Source organism: Streptomyces sp. NPDC087901, assembly GCF_044742205.1.
Classification (GTDB): domain Bacteria; phylum Actinomycetota; class Actinomycetes; order Streptomycetales; family Streptomycetaceae; genus Streptomyces.
Window position 1 is genome coordinate 44,488 of record NZ_JBIUUC010000001.1, and the last position, 16,247, is coordinate 60,734.

Genomic DNA, 16,247 nt, shown 5'->3' on the forward strand with positions numbered 1-16,247 from the left:
CCGGTCATTTATCTCGTCGTCCTGTGCGCACAGTCCTACGCCCGGTACCCGGGCGCCGCAATACCGTCAGAGGGCCCAACTCCTTGATCGTGATGGGCTCGTGACGTGAGGTCAGGGCAGGTATGAGGGTATTGCGGACGGTGGGCCCCCCGGGTGGGCCCACCTCGGTGGGCCCACCGCCGTTCAGGAGTGTGCGGGCGGCAGCGGTGGCAGCGGCTCGGCGTTCACCGAACGGGCCGCCCGCTCCAGCGCACTGGCCAGCAGCGCCAGGTCCGTCGGCCCGTTGCCCAGCTCGCGGACCGGGCGACGGGTGGGCGGATCGCCCATCCGCTCCCACTCCAGCGGTACGACCGTGGGCCGCAGCGTCGCCGTGCGCGGGATACGGCCGGTCACCCGGCCGCCCTGGAACGGTGTCACCCGCCCGTCGGGATGGCCCAGCCGCCCACGGCCCGGCGCCGGCTCGTCCGGCGACGGCGGCAGCACGGGCGGATCGAGCACGACGCGCAACCGCGCCCCGCGGGCCAGATCCGTGTCCTCCGTGCGGTCCGGGCGGGCGGACGTGGCGACCAGGTGGATGCCGAGCCGGCCGCCTTCCCTGGCCACGGCCTCCAGCGCCCGTACGACCGAACCCGCGGCCGGCCGGCCCGGGCTGCCCAGCGCCGGGGCGATCAGCGCGTCGAAGTCGTCGACGAGCACCACGAGCCTGGGCAGCGGCGAGGGCCCCGGGTCCGTCGCCCGCGCCGAGGTGGTCCGCAGCCGCAAAGTGCCGCTCATCGCGGACTCGACGTCACCGCGCTGCTCGGACGGGCCGGACGGCCGCTGCCCGGCCATGCGCTGCGCCTCCTCGTGCCGACTGTGCCAGTCGGCGAAGTCGAGCCCGCCGAGGAGCTCGGCCCGCCTCTTCACCTCACCGCCGAGCGCCTGGGCGAACTCCCGCATCCGGACCGGATCGGAGGCCACCAAGTGCGTGAACGCGTGCGGGAGTTCGGTGCAGGGGCGCAGGCTCTCGCCGCGCTCGCCGCCCGCCCCGTCGACCAGCAGGATGCCGAGCCGGTCGGGCCGGTCGGCGGCGGCCAGCGAGGCGGCGACCGCCCTCAGCAGTTCGGTACGCCCGCTGCCGCCGGGCCCCTCGATGAGCAGGTGCGGCCCCTCGTCGGAGAGATCCACACTCACCGGTCCCCGGGGCCCGGCCCCGAGCACCACGACGGGTCGCCCGGCCGCCCCGGCCGGGACGCCCTCGGTGGCGGCGGCCCGGGGAGCGGGCGTGGGCGCCCGCCCCGACTCGGCACCGCGCGCGGCGACCTGGGGCGCGTCTCCCTGGCGCGGCCCGCTGACCCGGTTCGAGGAGCGACCTGATCCGGCGGTGCGCAGGCTGTCGGCGCCCGTCACGTCTCCGGCCCCGTCCCAGGAACGGGTGTCGGAGCCCGGCAGGGTGCGGGAACTCGGCTTGTCCCCGGCCCCCCCGTCGTAACGCTGCGCACCGACGCGGGGGTGAGGGGTGCGGCCGGATCCGGGGGAGTCGCCGGCGCCGGGGTAGGGCGTGCGGCCGGAGCCGGAGCCGGAGCTGCCGGGGTACGGGGTGCGGGCCGATCCCCTGCTGCCCGGGTAGGGCGTGCTCCCGGAGCCGGTGCTCCCGGAGCCGGTGCTCCCGGAGCCGGTGCTCCCGGAGCCGGTGCTCCCGGAGCCGGTGCTGCCGGGGTACGGGGTGCGGCCGGAGCTCGTGTCGTCGTACGCGTCGCCACGGGCGGAGGTGTGGCGCGGCACGCCCGCGTGGGTGTCGTTGCCGCCCGGGTACGGGGGGCGGCCGGAACCGGTGGCGGGCCCGCTGCCGGGGTAGAGCGTGCGGCCGGAGTCGCGGTTGTCCGTCGTGCCGGGGTACGGCGTGCGGCCGGACCCCGGGGCGTCTGCGCTGCCCGGGTACGGCGTGCGGCCGGAGTCGGGGGCGGCCGTCGTGCCGGGGTATGGAGTGCGGCCGGAGCCCCGGGCGCGGCTGTCGTCGTCCGAGTCGCGTGGTGCGCCCGTGTGCGGCGGGTCGGTGGGGGTGCGCTGGGCGCCCACGCGGGGGCCTGTGGCGCCCGGGTGGGGGGTGCGGGCCGAGCCGCGGGTGTCGTCGGCCGCCGCTCCCGTACCGCCCGTCCAGGTGCCCGCGCCGCGGACCGTCGCCCCCGGCTGGTCGTCAGCTGCCGAGGCCCAGCGGGCCATCAGTGAGGCCGGGGTGGCGCGGGCCAGGCCCAGCTCGTCCAGGAGGCGGGCGGACGGCGGGAGTGCCACCGCGGCGCGGTGGCCCGGCAGCGCGGTCGAACCCTCGGCGCGCAGCGGGGCCAGGGCCCGCGCGAACCGCTCGGCCCAGTGCGCCGACACCGCGTCCACCGCGGCCATCGTGCCGTGACCGGCCGCCTGGCCGCCCGCGGTGCGCAGCAACCGTATGGCCGTCGCCACATCACCACTGAGTATGGCCACGGCCCCGCATTCGCGGAAGGCGATCGAGGCATGACAGGCCGCTTCGTACGTCGCGGCGACCGGCGAGGTGGGGGTGGCGGCCGGGGTCTCCGCCAGACAGATCAGATGGATGCCCGCCGCCGCACCCGCCGCTGCCAGCCTGGCGGTGTTCTCGCGCAGCACCGCGGAACCGGGGTCGCCGTCGACGATCACCACGGTGAACGGGCCCTCGTAGTGCCGGGCGGCCTCGGCGACCGTACCGGGATCGAGGCTCGCCCAGCCGGGTCCGAGCGGGCCCTCGTCCAGGCGGCGCACCAGCTCCGTCGTCCGGACGACCGCCTGCTCACGGTCGTACGCCAGCAGCAGCCGGCAGTCCTGACCGTGCATCGGCCGCAGATGAGGCAGCCAGCCGAGCCAGGCCCACTCACGCCGCCGCTCATCCGTGCCGCGCGCCCGGTCCGTGCTGATCAGCACGATCTCCAGATCGGCTGGGGAGTGCAGCGCGGCCAGCTGGGCCACGGCGGAGCGGGCGAGCCCCGCCAGCCGCTCCCTAGGCCCGGCGAGCCCCAGCGAACCGGCCTCCCGCAGCCCCACCGTCACCGGCACGGCGGGCAGGTCGGCCCGGTCGGTCGTGCCCAGCCGGACCACCAGCGCCTCCGGGTGCGCGGTGTCGCGCTCCCACAGCCGGGGGCCCGGGCCGAGCGCGGTCAGCAGGACGGCGGCCGGATCCGGCCAGGTGCCCTCGGGAGCGGTGGGCAGCGCGGTGAACGTCGCGGCGGGAGCCGGGGGACCGGCCTCGTCGGGCACGCTCTCGTGCACCGGGTCTCCCTTGCCGCCCGTGAGCCGACGGGCCCAGGCGCCTATGCCGCCGCGACGGGGCGCCCCGTCGTCCGGCACCCGGCCGGCACGCGGCCGCGCCGGGGACCGTCCGTCGGGGCCGGCCGAGCGCTCGTGTTCATGTGCGGCGTCCGGCCCGTCGTGTTCCTCCGGTTCGCCGTACGCCGGGCCGTAGCCGTGGTCCGGGGGCTGGGGGGTGGTGGCCGGCGCCGAGGCCACCCGCAGATGGCCCTCGCCGTCCGGTGCCGTCCCCAGCGTCGGTGTCCGCGCACCGGAGGTGAGCCGGAGCGTGGATTCGCCGAGCCGGAGCAGCGCGCCGGGGTTCAGCCGGACGGGACGGTCGCGGACGTCCGTGCCGTCCAGCGAGGTGCCGTTGGTGGATCCGAGGTCAGCGACGGAGACCCGGCCGTCCGCGGAGACGGTCACCGCGCAGTGCAGCCGGGACACATCGGGGTCGTCGAGCGGGACGTCGGCGTCGGCCGAGCGGCCGATCCGGATCTGCCCGCCGTGCAGCAGGTGGACCCCGCCCGCGTCCGGCCCCGCGATCACGTGCAGCTGGGCCGGGACGGCGTCATCCGCCGTCTCGTCCTCGCCCGGGACCTGGAGCGAGAGCACCGCCCCGTCGACCAGGGGCGGCTCGCCGAGCGCGCACCGCTGCGCGTCGAGCCGCTCCCGCCCGGCGAACAGCACGACCGCGCCGCTGCCGAGGGAGCCGTCGGGTCCGGAAACGGACGCGGCCAGGTTGGATGCCACGGTGGCCAGCGCCGTCCCCGCGGGGGCGGTGACCAGCACATCGCAGGCGCGCGCCGGGGTCTGGCCGCTGCGCGGCGCGAGGACGGTCAGCCGGATCTGCATCGCCGTCAGCGGTCCCTTCTGCGCGCAGTACCGGCAGGGGAGACGCTCTGTGATTCCCCCCACCCGGCACGGACGCGTCGTCCGGTACAGGTTCGTCACGTACCGCAGGGCTCCCGACCCCACAGTTCCGTGCTGGAGGCATCCTCGCACCTGCCACTGACAACACGCCCGGGGGTCACCGCTAAGTGATCTTGAAACGTCGGCTGTGCGCCCAAAAGTGCCTGCTTTGCCGGTTCCTCTGGCAGCTCGCAAGAGACCCGGGCTGCACTCGGCGTGATCCGGACCGCGGTCCGGACGGTGATCCAGACGTTGATCCGGACCGTGGTCCGGAGCCGTTCCGGCGGACTTTCCCACGGCAACCATCGGCCCGGGACGAGCGTCTTCCTCCGTAGCCGGTGCGCCGGGGCGGCGGGCAGACCGCACTCCTCAGGGGAACTGCGGGGGACTACCGGGAACTCCGGGGGACTCCGGGGATTACGGGGAATGCGGACAAAAAGGTAACCTTCCCGACCCGGCCGTCCACTCCGGCCGCCCCACTAGAGTGGGCCGGAACTCCGGACGGATCCGGGGGACCGCAAGCACCACGATCAGCAGGGAGCGCATGACGTGCGGCCGGTAGGCAGCAAGTACCTGCTCGAGGAGCCGCTGGGACGCGGCGCCACGGGCACCGTCTGGCGCGCCCGCCAGCGTGAGACCGCGGGCGCCGAGGCGGCCGTCGCAGGCCAGCCCGGCGAGACCGTGGCGATCAAGGTCCTCAAGGAGGAGCTCGCCAACGACGCGGATGTCGTGATGCGGTTCCTGCGCGAGCGCTCCGTGCTGCTGCGGCTGAGGCACGAGAACATCGTGCGCACCCGCGACCTGGTCGTCGAGGGCGATCTCCTCGCCCTCGTCATGGACCTGATCGACGGCCCCGACCTGCACCGCTACCTCCGCGACAACGGCCCGCTCACCCCGGTCGCCGCCTCGCTGCTCACCGCGCAGATCGCGGACGCGCTCGCCGCCAGCCATGCCGACGGCGTCGTCCACCGCGACCTGAAGCCCGCCAACGTGCTGCTCGACGAGCGCGACGGCCAGATGCATCCGATGCTCACCGACTTCGGCATCGCCCGCCTCGCCGACTCCCCGGGCCTGACCCGGACCCATGAGTTCGTCGGGACGCCGGCCTATGTGGCGCCCGAGTCGGCCGAGGGCCGCCCGCAGACCTCCGCCGTCGACATCTACGGCGCCGGAATCCTGCTGTACGAGCTGGTCACCGGCCGTCCGCCGTTCGCGGGAGGCACCGCGCTGGAGGTCCTGCACCGGCACCTCAGCGAGGAGCCCCGCCGCCCCAGCACCGTCCCCGCCCCGCTGTGGACGGTGATAGAGCGCTGCCTGAGCAAGGACCCGGACCGCAGGCCCAGCGCCGAGAACCTCGCCCGTGCGCTGCGTACCGTCGCCGCCGGCATCGGCGTGCACGCGAACTCCGCGCAGATCGCGGCAGCCGACGGGGTGGGCGCCCTGCTCGCGCCCGACCCGGCGCCCACCGCCGTCCCGGAGATGCCGGGAGTGGCCGACCCCACGCAGGTACTGCCGAGCAACGCCGGCTCGTACGACCCGAACGCCTACGACCCCAACGGGGCTACCAGCGTCATGCAGCAGAACGCCGGGCCGGGCGGCGGTCACGCCGACCCGACGGCGGTCATGCCGCCCGTCCCGCCGCGCCCCGAGGGGACCCCGCAGCCCGACGGACCGCACCCGTGGCAGTCCCAGCTCCAGGCCGCCCGCGACCGCAACGAGCAGACGCAGGTCCAGTACCTCGACCCGAGCCAGGACCCGCTGCGCCGCCGCCCCCAGCGCCAGCAGCCGCAGCAACAGCCGCACCAGCAGCAACAGCCGCGCCAGCAGCAGCAATACCCCCAGCAGCAGCAGCAACAGCAGCAGTACCGCCAGCAACCCCAGCAGCAGTACCAGCCACAGCCTCAGCAGCAGCAGTACCAGCCGCAGCAACAGCGCCAGCAGTACGCGCCGCCGCAGCAGCCCCAGCAGCCGCAGCAGCCGGCCCAGCGCGCGCCCCGCGAGCCGAGGCAGCGCAACGCCAACCCGATGAAGATCCCCGGCCTCGGCTGCCTGAAGGGCTGCCTGTTCACGCTGGTGCTGCTCTTCGTCGCGAGCTGGCTGATCTGGGAGCTCACCCCGCTGAAGGACTGGATCGGCCAGGGGCAGAGCTACTGGCACGCGATCACCGACGCCTTCGACACCGTCACCGGCTGGATCTCGAAGCTCGGCGGCGACAGTGGCGACAGCGGCGGCAGCGCAACCTGACGGGCCCCCGGACAACCGGGCACCCGACCGGACTCTGTAGCTATATCGACTTCTGCGGACCAATTCCGAGGCAATTCGCCCGCAGAAGTGAAGGTTGGCGCCATCCAGGGCACGCAACCCCCCGATCGCCGCGTAACTTTGTCGACCGGGGGTTGTTGTGCGAGGGTCCATCGCCAGCCGCTGAGGGAGCAGTCTTGGCACGGAATATCGGCAGCCGGTACACCGCCCACCAGATTCTGGGGCGCGGCAGCGCCGGCACGGTGTGGCTCGGCGACGGCCCCGAGGGGCCCGTCGCCATCAAGCTGCTCCGCGAGGACCTCGCGTCCGACCAGGAACTCGTGGGCCGCTTCGTCCAGGAGCGCACCGCGTTGCTCAAGCTCGACCATCCGCACGTCGTCGCGGTCCGCGACCTCGTGGTGGACGGCAACGACCTGGCCCTGGTCATGGACCTGGTCCGCGGCACGGATCTGCGCACCCGGCTCGACCGCGAGCGCCGGCTGGCCCCCGAGGCCGCCGTCGCGATCGTCGCCGACGTCGCCGACGGCCTCGCGGCGGCGCACGCCGCCGGGGTGGTCCACCGCGACGTCAAGCCGGAGAACATCCTGCTCGACATGGAGGGCCCGCTCGGCCCCGGCAACTCCCACCCCGCGCTGCTCACCGACTTCGGTGTGGCCAAGCTGATCGACACCCCGCGCCGCACCAAGGCCACCAAGATCATCGGCACGCCGGACTACCTGGCCCCCGAGATCGTGGAGGGCCTCCCGCCACGCGCCGCCGTCGACATCTACGCCCTGGCAACTGTGCTGTACGAGCTCCTCGCGGGCTTCACGCCCTTCGGCGGCGGTCACCCCGGCGCCGTCCTGCGCCGCCACGTCACCGAGACCGTCGTCCCGCTGCCCGGCATCCCCGACGAGCTCTGGCAACTGCTGGTCCAGTGCCTCGCCAAGGCTCCGGCCTCCCGGCTGCGCGCCTCCGAACTGGCGGCCCGGCTGCGCGAGCAGCTCCCGCACCTGGCCGGGATACCGCCCCTGGACGTGGACGAACCGGACGACGAGTCCGAGTCCGACGCACACGGCCAGGCCTACGACGAGCAGCAGTACACCCCCACCACCGAGGAGCCGCGCCGCCGCGGCGCGGTCCCGCTGGTCCCCGGATCGTCCCCCGACTCCAACCGGGACACCCACACGAGCATGCGCGTCCCGGCCCCCGACGAACTCTCCGGCGGCCCCCGCGGCACCGCCCGAGCCCCCCGCGCCCCGGGCAAACCCCGCCCCGGCTCGGCCCGCAACAAGTCGGCAGCCATCCGCAAACGCCGCCTCACCCTGAGCGCAGCGGCCCTGGTGCTGGTCGCGGCGGTGGGGGTGGGCGGCTACGTGGCCTTGAGCGGCCACGACGCGGGGTCCCAGTCCCCCCAGGACACGAAGAACTCGGCGCCGGCGGCGCCGTAGGGGGCGTGGCGAGAGGTGTGTGACCCGCCGTTTTCCACGCCCTGATCCGTTGACGCGGTTTCAGCCGCTGCTGCAACCCCCGTACTCCTCGGTCTTGAGGATGAGTTCGACGAAGTGCTTGTCGTCCCCGGTGACGATAGTGCCGGCGACTGCGCGGACCCTGGTCTTTCCGGTCTCGGGGTCGGCGACGACGACGGACGGCAACGGCGGCCGACACCAGGTGTCCGCCGCCGTTGCCGTCAACTACTGCCGTCAAGCGCCTCTGAAGCCCCATCAGCCACAATGATGCGGCTTCAAATTTGCGAACCTACACGTCAGGAGCTTGATCCACAGAAGGTGGGCCCCCTGGCGATGCAAGAGAGTAACCTACGCCTACTCTCCGAAGAATACCCTGATCGGCGAAATCCTCACACGCAGCCCTCACGTCAGAATTCCCATAGCGCGCGCCACCGGAACTCTCCAAGAGGAAGGAGATGTCATACGAGGTGAAGAAGTCGCCCTCCGGATCGCCATCAATATGCACTTGCCCGCCCGAAGGCAGCACAACCGTATATCCGGCACCATGGACAAAATACTCGCACCCGTTGACACATACACCTTTTCGGGGAATTTCGTCACGGCGCACGGCCGACACTATTTCGAGTGCAGTTTCCCTCGAAAAGGTACGCCTCATGGCGTCTCGAGCCTCGGAGAAGTGCACCAAGGCCCCCTGAAGGAGAGTCGCGCTGAGCTCGATCACAACTTTCTCCTGTTCAGTCGATTCCCCAAGAACGTCGATGCCGACTCGACCACATCATCCATATCCTTGTAGCCGAGAAATCCGCCATCGTTCAATTGGCCGGTTACATCCCGGATGCCTACGGCATCGACATTCGCCATGCGGGCAGCCGCAAGCCTGTGATGGCCATCCACGACGTACTGTGTCCCATCTTCGTGCGTCACGACCGAGATCGGACTCTGCTCCCAGTCGAAGTCACCATTACGCATGGCATCACGATAGGTCTTGACCTTCTTGGTTGATGCATTCCCCTCGATCTCATGAGTGGGCTTCAATGAGTGCGGGTCGGCGGTATTGCAATTGTGAACAAGTGCCGGCGTATCCCCCGTCAGCACATAGTACGTATGCACAACCCCGACCGTCAGGTCGTAAGTGACCCCCGACGCCCGGTAATTCCGCACCGCCGACACCGCCGACACCGCCGACGTTGCCCCGTTCGCCCCGCCCGGCCGTCGGAGTTCCGTGCCAGGCTTCAGGTTCCTGGCGTCGGTCCAGCGGTGGTGGGTGGCGTCCCAGAACGGGTGGTGCCACGTGGTCGTGAGCTTGACGGGGCGAGGGGTGGCGGCGCCGGCAGTGGGAGCCGCTACCGGCCCGACTGCGTGCGAGGCGGCCGGTCCTGGTGTCAGGACGAGGTCCGTGAACTCCTTGTCGTCCTTCGTGACGATGTGGCGTTCGACCTTCTCGGCAGCCGTGACCTCCGTCTGCGGGTCCGTCGAGGTGACCTCGTCGCCCGGTCTCAGATCCGCGATGGGTTTCGTCGTGCCGTCTGCCAGCAGGACGGGCGTATCGCCCCTGAAGCTGTGCTTCGTGCAGGCGGCCGCAGCCGATTCCATGGCCTTGACCTGGGAGCTGGCCACCTTCGCCGAGGCTTCGGCCGCCCGGACCAGGTCCTCGGCCTCCTTGACCAGCTTGTCGGCCTTCTTTACGGCCCGCCAGATCTTGAACGCCTTCCAGCCGGCCTTGATCGCTTTCGCGATCTTGCCCCAGGGCACGGCGTTCAAGGCCGTGTTGACGCAGCCCATCACGTCGCCCTTGGTGAAGCAGTTCACCGCGTCCGTGAGGCCGATGACGTCAGCGACCAGGCTGATGACCTTCTGGGTCAGGCCCTCCCGCTGCTTCTTGGCCGCCGCGGCGACGGCGCTCGCCGTCTTCACCTCCTGGGCTGCCTTGGCCGCCTCCGCCTGCACGTTCTGCGTCGTGTTGCCGATGTGGCCCCGGCCGCCGTTGTCGTCGCCGACCGCGAGGCCGTCGGAGCACCGACCCTTGTGGCAGGTGGTGCGGTTGGGGCCGCCGGGATCGACCGGCCCGTCCGTGATGATCCGGCCGGAGCCGTCGCCGTACGGTGTGCCGATGCCGCACAGGTCCGCCGGGCACAGGCCCGACGGGTCGCTCAGGGTGACGGGGCTGTTGTTGGCGTACGCGTACGCGTTCCAGCTCTCCGGGTCGCCCGCGCTGATCAGCGGGTCCGGGTTCAGGAAGCGGCCCACCGACGGGTCGTACTCCCGTGCTCCCAGGTTCGTCAGACCCGTCGCGTCGTCCTGCTGACCGCCGACGTACCCTTTCGTGCCCTGCCAGTCGGCCGCCGCTGTCCGTACCTCGCCGAACGGCTTGTACTGGCGACGCGTGACGGCCTGCGTGCCCGCGTCGATCTGCAACTGGCCGGTGTTCTGGCGGTCGGAGACGACGTAGTCGACCGGTCGCCCTTGGCGTCCGCCGTGTGGACGGCGATCTGCTGCCCGCCCAGCGCGACGTACCGGCTGCCCTCCGCCTGGTCCGCGCCCGCCTTGAGCGTCAGCTCCTGGTCACCGGTGAACAGGACCGTCGCCCCCGCGTCCCGCCGGATCAGCAGGTTCCCCGAGGCGTCGTAGACGTACTTCGTGGGATCGGCCGTGCCGGTGGTGGCCAGTTGGGTCAGCTTGCCCTCGGAGTCGTACGTGAAGTCGTCCGTACCGTTGCGCGAGGTGCGGGTGTCGACGTTGCCGGAGGCGTCGTAGGTGTAGTCGGTCGTCGTGTCCGTGTCGGCGCCGCCCGGCGCGTCCTTCACGACGCTCGCCAGCGCGTGGGCCGGGCCCTGGGCCGCCGCGGGGGTGCTGTACGTGGAGACCGTGTCGCCCGCCGCGACGCCCGCCAGGTCGTGGTCGGTCTGCGTCCTGCGGTTGCCCGTCGCGTCGTACGTCCACGACTGCCAGTACGCGGCCGGACCGCCGACCGTCGACGCCGCACCGGCCGTCGGCCGGGCCGAGCAGTCGTCCGTCGCGGTCCACGCCGTGCTCAGATGCTGCGCCCAGTCGTAGCCGAAGCACTGGGTGTCGGTCTGTCCGTCGCCCAACAGGTCAGCGACCTCGGTGACGTTGCCCGCAGGCTCGTACGCGTACGAGGTGCGGTCGGTGACCTTCGCGCCCGACGCGGTGACCGTGAAGGACGACTTCAGGCGGTGCGTCTGCTCCTCGTACACGAGGGTCTGCTGCGCGAAGTTGCCGGACGTGCCGTACGTGAACTGCTGCGGCTCGTCGAACTGCGTGTATGTGAGCCCCGCCAGCAGCGACCCGGAACCGACGCTCTTCTGGCGGCCGAACTTGTCGTAGTCGTAGGTGAAGGTCTCCTGCGGCAGGTACCCCGCCGCGGTGTCCGTGTACGAGTGCAGGGTGCCCGTCGAGTTGTACTGGTTCTGCGTGAGGTATGTGCCCTGGAGCTTGCCCTCATCGGCCGGGATGACCAGCGCGGACGCCTGCGGCCAGCCGTGCGAGTCGTAGCCCAGCACCTTGCTGACGTACGCGGCACCTCCCGAGTAGCTCGTCGACGAGGTCGGCAGCCCCTTCTTCAGCGAGTCGTACGCCCACGACGCCCTGACGTCGCGTCCCTGCCCCCAATGACCGTAACGGCACAGTCCGTGGGGGTAAGGGGTTGGCGTCCGACTTCTCCACGCCGCCGGTGGTGTCGTACTTCGCGGTCTGCCGGCCGAGTTCGTCGTAGGAGTAGGAGAGGGTCCTCTTGCGGGCGTCGGTCGCGGAGGTCACACGGCCGGCGGCGTCGAACTCGGAGTGCGACGCCCCGGTGTCCGGGTCCACCTGGTCGGTCTTGCGCCCCAGCAGGTCGTAGGTGCTGGTCCAGATGTGGCCCTGGCCGTCGTCCTGACGGATCTGCCGGCCCTCGGCGTCATAGCCGTACGAGACGGAGTCGGAGGCGCCCGACGCGGTGCTGCCGTGGTAACGGATCAGCTGGGTCGTGTTGCCCCGGGCGTCGGTGACCGTGCTCGTCGGGGTCGCACCGGCGGGCGGGACCACGTCCGTACGGTCCACACCGGCGTACACGGTCCTGGTCCGCCAGGTCTCGGTCGCCCGGGTGTACGCCACCGCGTCGGTGACCCGGCCGCCGCCGTCGTAGAACGTGCCGGTCTGCGTCGGCACCTGGTTGTCAGGGGCGTAGACCAGCGTGCCGTTCGGCGTGCCCGTGTTGTAGTACGGGCCGGCCGACTTCACCGGCCAGCCGTGTGAGTCGTACACGGCGTCGGCGACGACCCGGCCCCCGTCGGCCGTCTCCGCCTGCGTCTCGCGCTCGCGGAGCATGGCGTCGTACAGGGTGATCGAGGTGCGGTAGCCGCCGTCGTCGTTCAGGGTCTGCGTGGTGACGGTCGACGGGACGGTCCGCGACAGGCTGTAGGCGTACTTGGTGTTCGGGCCGTTGGTGGTGGGGAAGCCCGGGTTCCAGACCGAGCCGAGGCGGCCGAGCGCGTCGTACGAGCTGGTCGTCGAGTAGCCGGCGGCGTCCGTCGTCTTCAACGGCATGCCGCGCGGATCCGACGTCGTCGTGGTGGCGAAGCCCGCGGTCTGGCCGGTGACCTTCGGCTGGGTGACCTTGGTGCTGGCCGGCGTGGTCGCGGTGGCGGCCGTGTACGTCGTGCTCGTGACGTCGGAGACGCTGACTCGCTGTAATGGGGTGCACCCCGTTACGACAGTCGTGGACGCCAACCGTGTGAACGTCAACGGCTGGATTTCGGAGCAGCAGGGCTTCACCGCTCCGTATGTCGACACCGTGGATATGGAGTCGGCAGTCGCAGTACCGGATGCGACGAGTCCGCTGGATCCGCCTCCCCTGCTTCTCGGCAACGGCGCAGCGCCGGCCGACTTCGACGCCGGCGATCACGTGAACCTCACCCGAAACGGATATGGCGCGGCGACCACCGCCTTCGGGCCTTCGGTCCTGGTGCCGGACGTCCTCCCGGGCGGCTAGTGCCGGGAGGGGCGGTCGTCCCGGACTAGCTGTCCCGTCCCTCCCGGCCCCCGTTCGACGGGGTCCGGGAGGGGCACTGCCCGCCCGTACGCGATCGTGATCATGCAGTCCGAGGAACGCCCGCGCCGACAGCCGTTACGCTGGACCCGTGGCAGTCGTCGATATTTCCGAAGAGCTGAAGTCCCTCTCCTCGACCATGGGGTCGATCGAGGCCGTCCTGGACCTGGATGCGCTGAGGGGTGACATCGCCGTGCTCGAGGAGCAGGCTGCCGCTCCGTCCCTGTGGGACGACCCGGAGGCGGCGCAGAAGATCACCAGCAAGCTTTCGCACCTCCAGGCCGAGGTCCGCAAGACCGAGAACCTGCGCGGCCGGATCGACGACCTCGAAGTGCTCTTCGAGCTCGCCGAGGACGAGGGCGACGCCGACGCGCTCGCCGAGGCCGAGTCCGAGCTGGAGTCCGTCCGCAAGGCGCTGGACGAGATGGAGGTCCGCACGCTCCTCTCCGGCGAGTACGACGCGCGCGAGGCCCTGGTCACCATCCGGGCCGAGGCCGGCGGCGTCGACGCCGCGGACTTCGCCGAGAAGCTCCAGCGCATGTACCTCCGCTGGGCCGAGCGGCACAACTACAAGACCGAGGTCTACGAGACGGCATACGCCGAAGAGGCCGGCATCAAGTCGACCACCTTCGCCGTCGAGGTCCCGTACGCCTACGGCACGCTCTCCGTCGAGCAGGGCACGCACCGGCTCGTCCGGATCTCCCCGTTCGACAACCAGGGCCGCCGCCAGACGTCCTTCGCGGGCGTCGAGGTGCTGCCCGTGGTCGAGCAGACCGACCACATCGAGATCGACGAGTCCGAGCTCCGCGTCGACGTGTACCGCTCCTCGGGCCCCGGCGGCCAGGGCGTCAACACCACGGACTCCGCGGTGCGCCTGACCCACCTGGCGACCGGCATCGTCGTCTCCTGCCAGAACGAGCGCTCGCAGATCCAGAACAAGGCGTCCGCGATGAACGTCCTCCAGGCGAAGCTCCTCGAGCGCCGCCGCCAGGAGGAGCAGGCGAAGATGAACGCGCTCAAGGGCGACGGCGGCAACTCCTGGGGCAACCAGATGCGTTCGTACGTCCTGCACCCGTACCAGATGGTCAAGGACCTGCGTACGGAGTTCGAGATGGGCAACCCGGAAGCGGTCTTCAACGGCGAGATCGACGGCTTCATCGAGGCGGGCATCCGCTGGCGCAAGCAGAGCGAGAAGCAGTGAGCTAGTCCCGCCGGGCGGGACCAGCGCGACGACGGGCGTGTGAGCCGAGGCTCCCACGCCCGTCGTCGCGTATGCGCTCGGAGTGGTCAGGAAGCGGTGCGGCCGAGGCACTGCTTCAGTTCGTCGACCTCATAGAAGTAGCTGCCCTTCGCCATCGGCTCGCAGCCCTTCTTGAACGCGGTCTGCTTCTCGTTGTAGAGCATTCGCACGAGGTACTTGTTCCCCTTCCGGTACAGGTCCCACTGGATGTTCGTCGCCATGGACGCCACCGACTCGCCACGCCACGGGTTGTCGGCGTACGTGTACGGCCGGGCCACCGACACGGCCTTCGTGCTGCCGGGCAGGCCCATCAGGGCGGCCAGCGGGATGATCTCCTCCGCGTGTGTGAAGCGCAGCTCCGCGCCTGCGTTGCTGGTTCCGTTCCGCTTGGCGTCGATCTTCTTGAAGAAGTCGTCGAGCAGGACGTTCGCCATCTTGTATGTGATGTCGCTGTCGTTGAAGCCCGGCCCCTTCTCGTAGAAGTCCTCGGCGTCGCTGAGGTACGCGAACCACTTCGCGTCACGGGGGGCGATGTAGCGCTTCATGTTCCAGTCGCCCTCGTCGGCCATGGCCGGAGCGATGCTGTAGAGGGCGTAGACGGCCTGCGCGAGCTCCACCTCGGTGCCGATCGAGTCGAACTCGCCCGCCGAGATCCGCTTGACGAACGCCGGTTTGAAGATCTTCTTCAGTACGTTGCGGGCCGCGGTGTGCGAGGCCGGCTGGTCGGTGATCCCGTCGAGGGTGGCGGCGAGCCGCTCGTCGTTGTCGACGTAGTCCCGGTACTCCGCGCCGCCGGCCGACTTGTGGAAGTAGAGCAGGTCGGCGTCGGTCCTGGCCGGCGTGATGAGCGGCGCCAGGGCCGGGTCGTTCTCGGCGAGGGCCTCGGCGAACAGGGCGCCGCTGTCGACAGCGCGGTCCTTGCCGGAGTTGGTCACGTTGATCTGCTCGGAGTCCGCGGCGATCTGCTTGAAGAGCCCGGGAAGGCGCCTCTCCAGCCGCGCGGCGGTGTCCTGGATCTCGCGCACGCCGCGCCCGCTGAGCTGCCCGTAGCCGATCTTGTCCATGGCGGCGAGCAGCGCCTTCGTCTCCCCGCCGAACCGCTCGCCGGCGGCGGTGAGCTGTCCCTCGCCCCGTGCCTTGTCCCACAGCGCCAGGATCAGGTCGCCGTCCTCGCTGTCGGAGGCTGCGCGGGAGCCGTGGCGGGAGACGTTCTCGGTGAACACGGGGACGAAGCCCTTGGGGGCGTGCTGGTACGACCGCAGGTTCTGCTGCGGCGCGTACGGGGTCTTGGTGGCGTAGTAGCCGGAGGAGTCCGACTGGGCCTGCGCCGGCAGCGTCGCCGGTATCAGAGCGGAGACAGCGAGCGTCAGGGAGAGTGCGGCGGTTCGCTTCTGCATGGGTTCACCGGGTTCGGGACGAGTCGGTTCGGTCGGATGCCCAGATCATGATCCTTTCGAATGAACCGGACATGGCCGCAGGGCGGCCTGCGGGCGTCCGAAACGGGCCCGGGGCGAAGGTGAGTTGGCGTGGCGAGTTGCATGGGTGGCGTGGTGAGTGCGTCACAGTCGTGGTGCTGAACGAGGATCAACTCTGCCTAAAACGGTTCACATTGCACAGAACGGCCTTGACGTAGTCCTTAACTCTGGACAGGGTGCTAGGGCAGCATGCGTATGTCTGGGACAGGTGTGATCGGGGGCGGGCGGCATGGCCACGGCACGACATCGGCCGGCGTTCGGAGCAAACCCCGCTGGGCCATGCCCCGCATATGGCTGCTCCATTGACGAGAACAGCTACTGGGGGTAGCAGCACATGACGAAGAAGACGCGAGTCCGCGTTGCGCGGATAGCCGCGGGTGCGGTCATCGCCGCAGGCGCCTCGCTCACTGTCGCGGGTGCGGCACAGGCCGCCGGATACATCGGTGGCGGAGTCGAGGTCAGTGACAACGGTCTGCAGGCCGGCGAAGGTGACAACGGCGGCCTGATCGGCGGCATCGACGCCGGTGCCGACGCTGGCGCTGACGCGGGTGCCGACGCTGGCGCTGACGCGGGTGCCGACGCTGGCG

The 16,247-nt window shown here is 71.1% G+C and carries 10 protein-coding genes and 1 pseudogene; 5 read left to right on the forward strand and 6 right to left on the reverse strand.

The annotated features are described in order from the left end of the window. Nucleotides 1-183: 183 nt before the first annotated feature. A complete protein-coding gene (locus ACIOEW_RS00170) occupies nt 184-4,131 on the reverse strand; it encodes an FHA domain-containing protein (RefSeq protein WP_401960003.1) in 3,948 nt (1,315 codons plus the stop codon). A 606-nt stretch (nt 4,132-4,737) separates the two neighbouring features. Between ACIOEW_RS00170 and ACIOEW_RS00175 the strand changes: the two genes are divergently transcribed. After that, nucleotides 4,738-6,432, forward strand: a complete 1,695-nt coding sequence (locus ACIOEW_RS00175; protein ID WP_401960006.1) for a serine/threonine-protein kinase — start codon at nt 4,738-4,740, stop codon at nt 6,430-6,432. Between the two features lie 194 nt (nt 6,433-6,626). Continuing rightward, entirely contained in the window at nt 6,627-7,880 is a 1,254-nt protein-coding gene (locus ACIOEW_RS00180; RefSeq protein ID WP_401960009.1) for a serine/threonine-protein kinase, read from the forward strand. Nucleotides 7,881-7,940: 60 nt separating this feature from the next. Here ACIOEW_RS00180 and ACIOEW_RS00185 read toward each other — a convergent pair whose 3' ends face one another. The 4 genes from ACIOEW_RS00185 to ACIOEW_RS00200 form a co-directional block, all read right to left on the reverse strand. After that, nucleotides 7,941-8,084 (reverse strand): hypothetical protein, encoded by a 144-nt coding sequence (locus ACIOEW_RS00185; protein WP_401960012.1) that lies wholly within the window; start codon nt 8,082-8,084, stop codon nt 7,941-7,943. A gap of 103 nt (nt 8,085-8,187) precedes the next feature. After that, nucleotides 8,188-8,619, reverse strand: coding sequence for a DUF6896 domain-containing protein (locus ACIOEW_RS00190; RefSeq protein ID WP_401960014.1), 432 nt, complete (start codon nt 8,617-8,619; stop codon nt 8,188-8,190). Beyond that, nucleotides 8,616-10,313: an RHS repeat-associated core domain-containing protein gene (locus ACIOEW_RS00195; protein ID WP_401960017.1), complete on the reverse strand. Its 1,698-nt coding sequence runs from the start codon at nt 10,311-10,313 to the stop codon at nt 8,616-8,618. The genes ACIOEW_RS00190 and ACIOEW_RS00195 overlap by 4 nt, the downstream gene beginning before the upstream one ends. Nucleotides 10,314-11,357: 1,044 nt before the next feature. Beyond that, complete coding sequence (locus ACIOEW_RS00200) at nt 11,358-12,443, reverse strand: hypothetical protein (RefSeq protein WP_401960019.1); 1,086 nt, start codon at nt 12,441-12,443, stop codon at nt 11,358-11,360. On the opposite strand from ACIOEW_RS00200, the gene ACIOEW_RS00205 reads away from it, so the two are divergent. Together ACIOEW_RS00205 and prfB are read left to right on the forward strand one after the other, a co-directional pair. Further along, a complete protein-coding gene (locus ACIOEW_RS00205; RefSeq protein WP_401960022.1) occupies nt 12,442-12,888 on the forward strand; it encodes a hypothetical protein in 447 nt (148 codons plus the stop codon). The two genes, ACIOEW_RS00200 and ACIOEW_RS00205, sit on opposite strands and share 2 nt — an antisense overlap. Before the next feature lie 148 nt (nt 12,889-13,036). Next, on the forward strand, nt 13,037-14,146 hold the full coding sequence (prfB, locus tag ACIOEW_RS00210; protein ID WP_362543498.1) for a peptide chain release factor 2: 1,110 nt from the start codon (nt 13,037-13,039) through the stop codon (nt 14,144-14,146). An 86-nt stretch (nt 14,147-14,232) separates the two neighbouring features. Here the strand turns inward: prfB and ACIOEW_RS00215 are convergent, their stop codons facing one another. After that, complete coding sequence (locus tag ACIOEW_RS00215; protein ID WP_401960025.1) at nt 14,233-15,582, reverse strand: histidine-type phosphatase; 1,350 nt, start codon at nt 15,580-15,582, stop codon at nt 14,233-14,235. A gap of 412 nt (nt 15,583-15,994) precedes the next feature. Between ACIOEW_RS00215 and ACIOEW_RS00220 the strand changes: the two are divergent. Beyond that, nucleotides 15,995-16,247: pseudogene (locus ACIOEW_RS00220) on the forward strand (hypothetical protein); the annotation flags it as partial.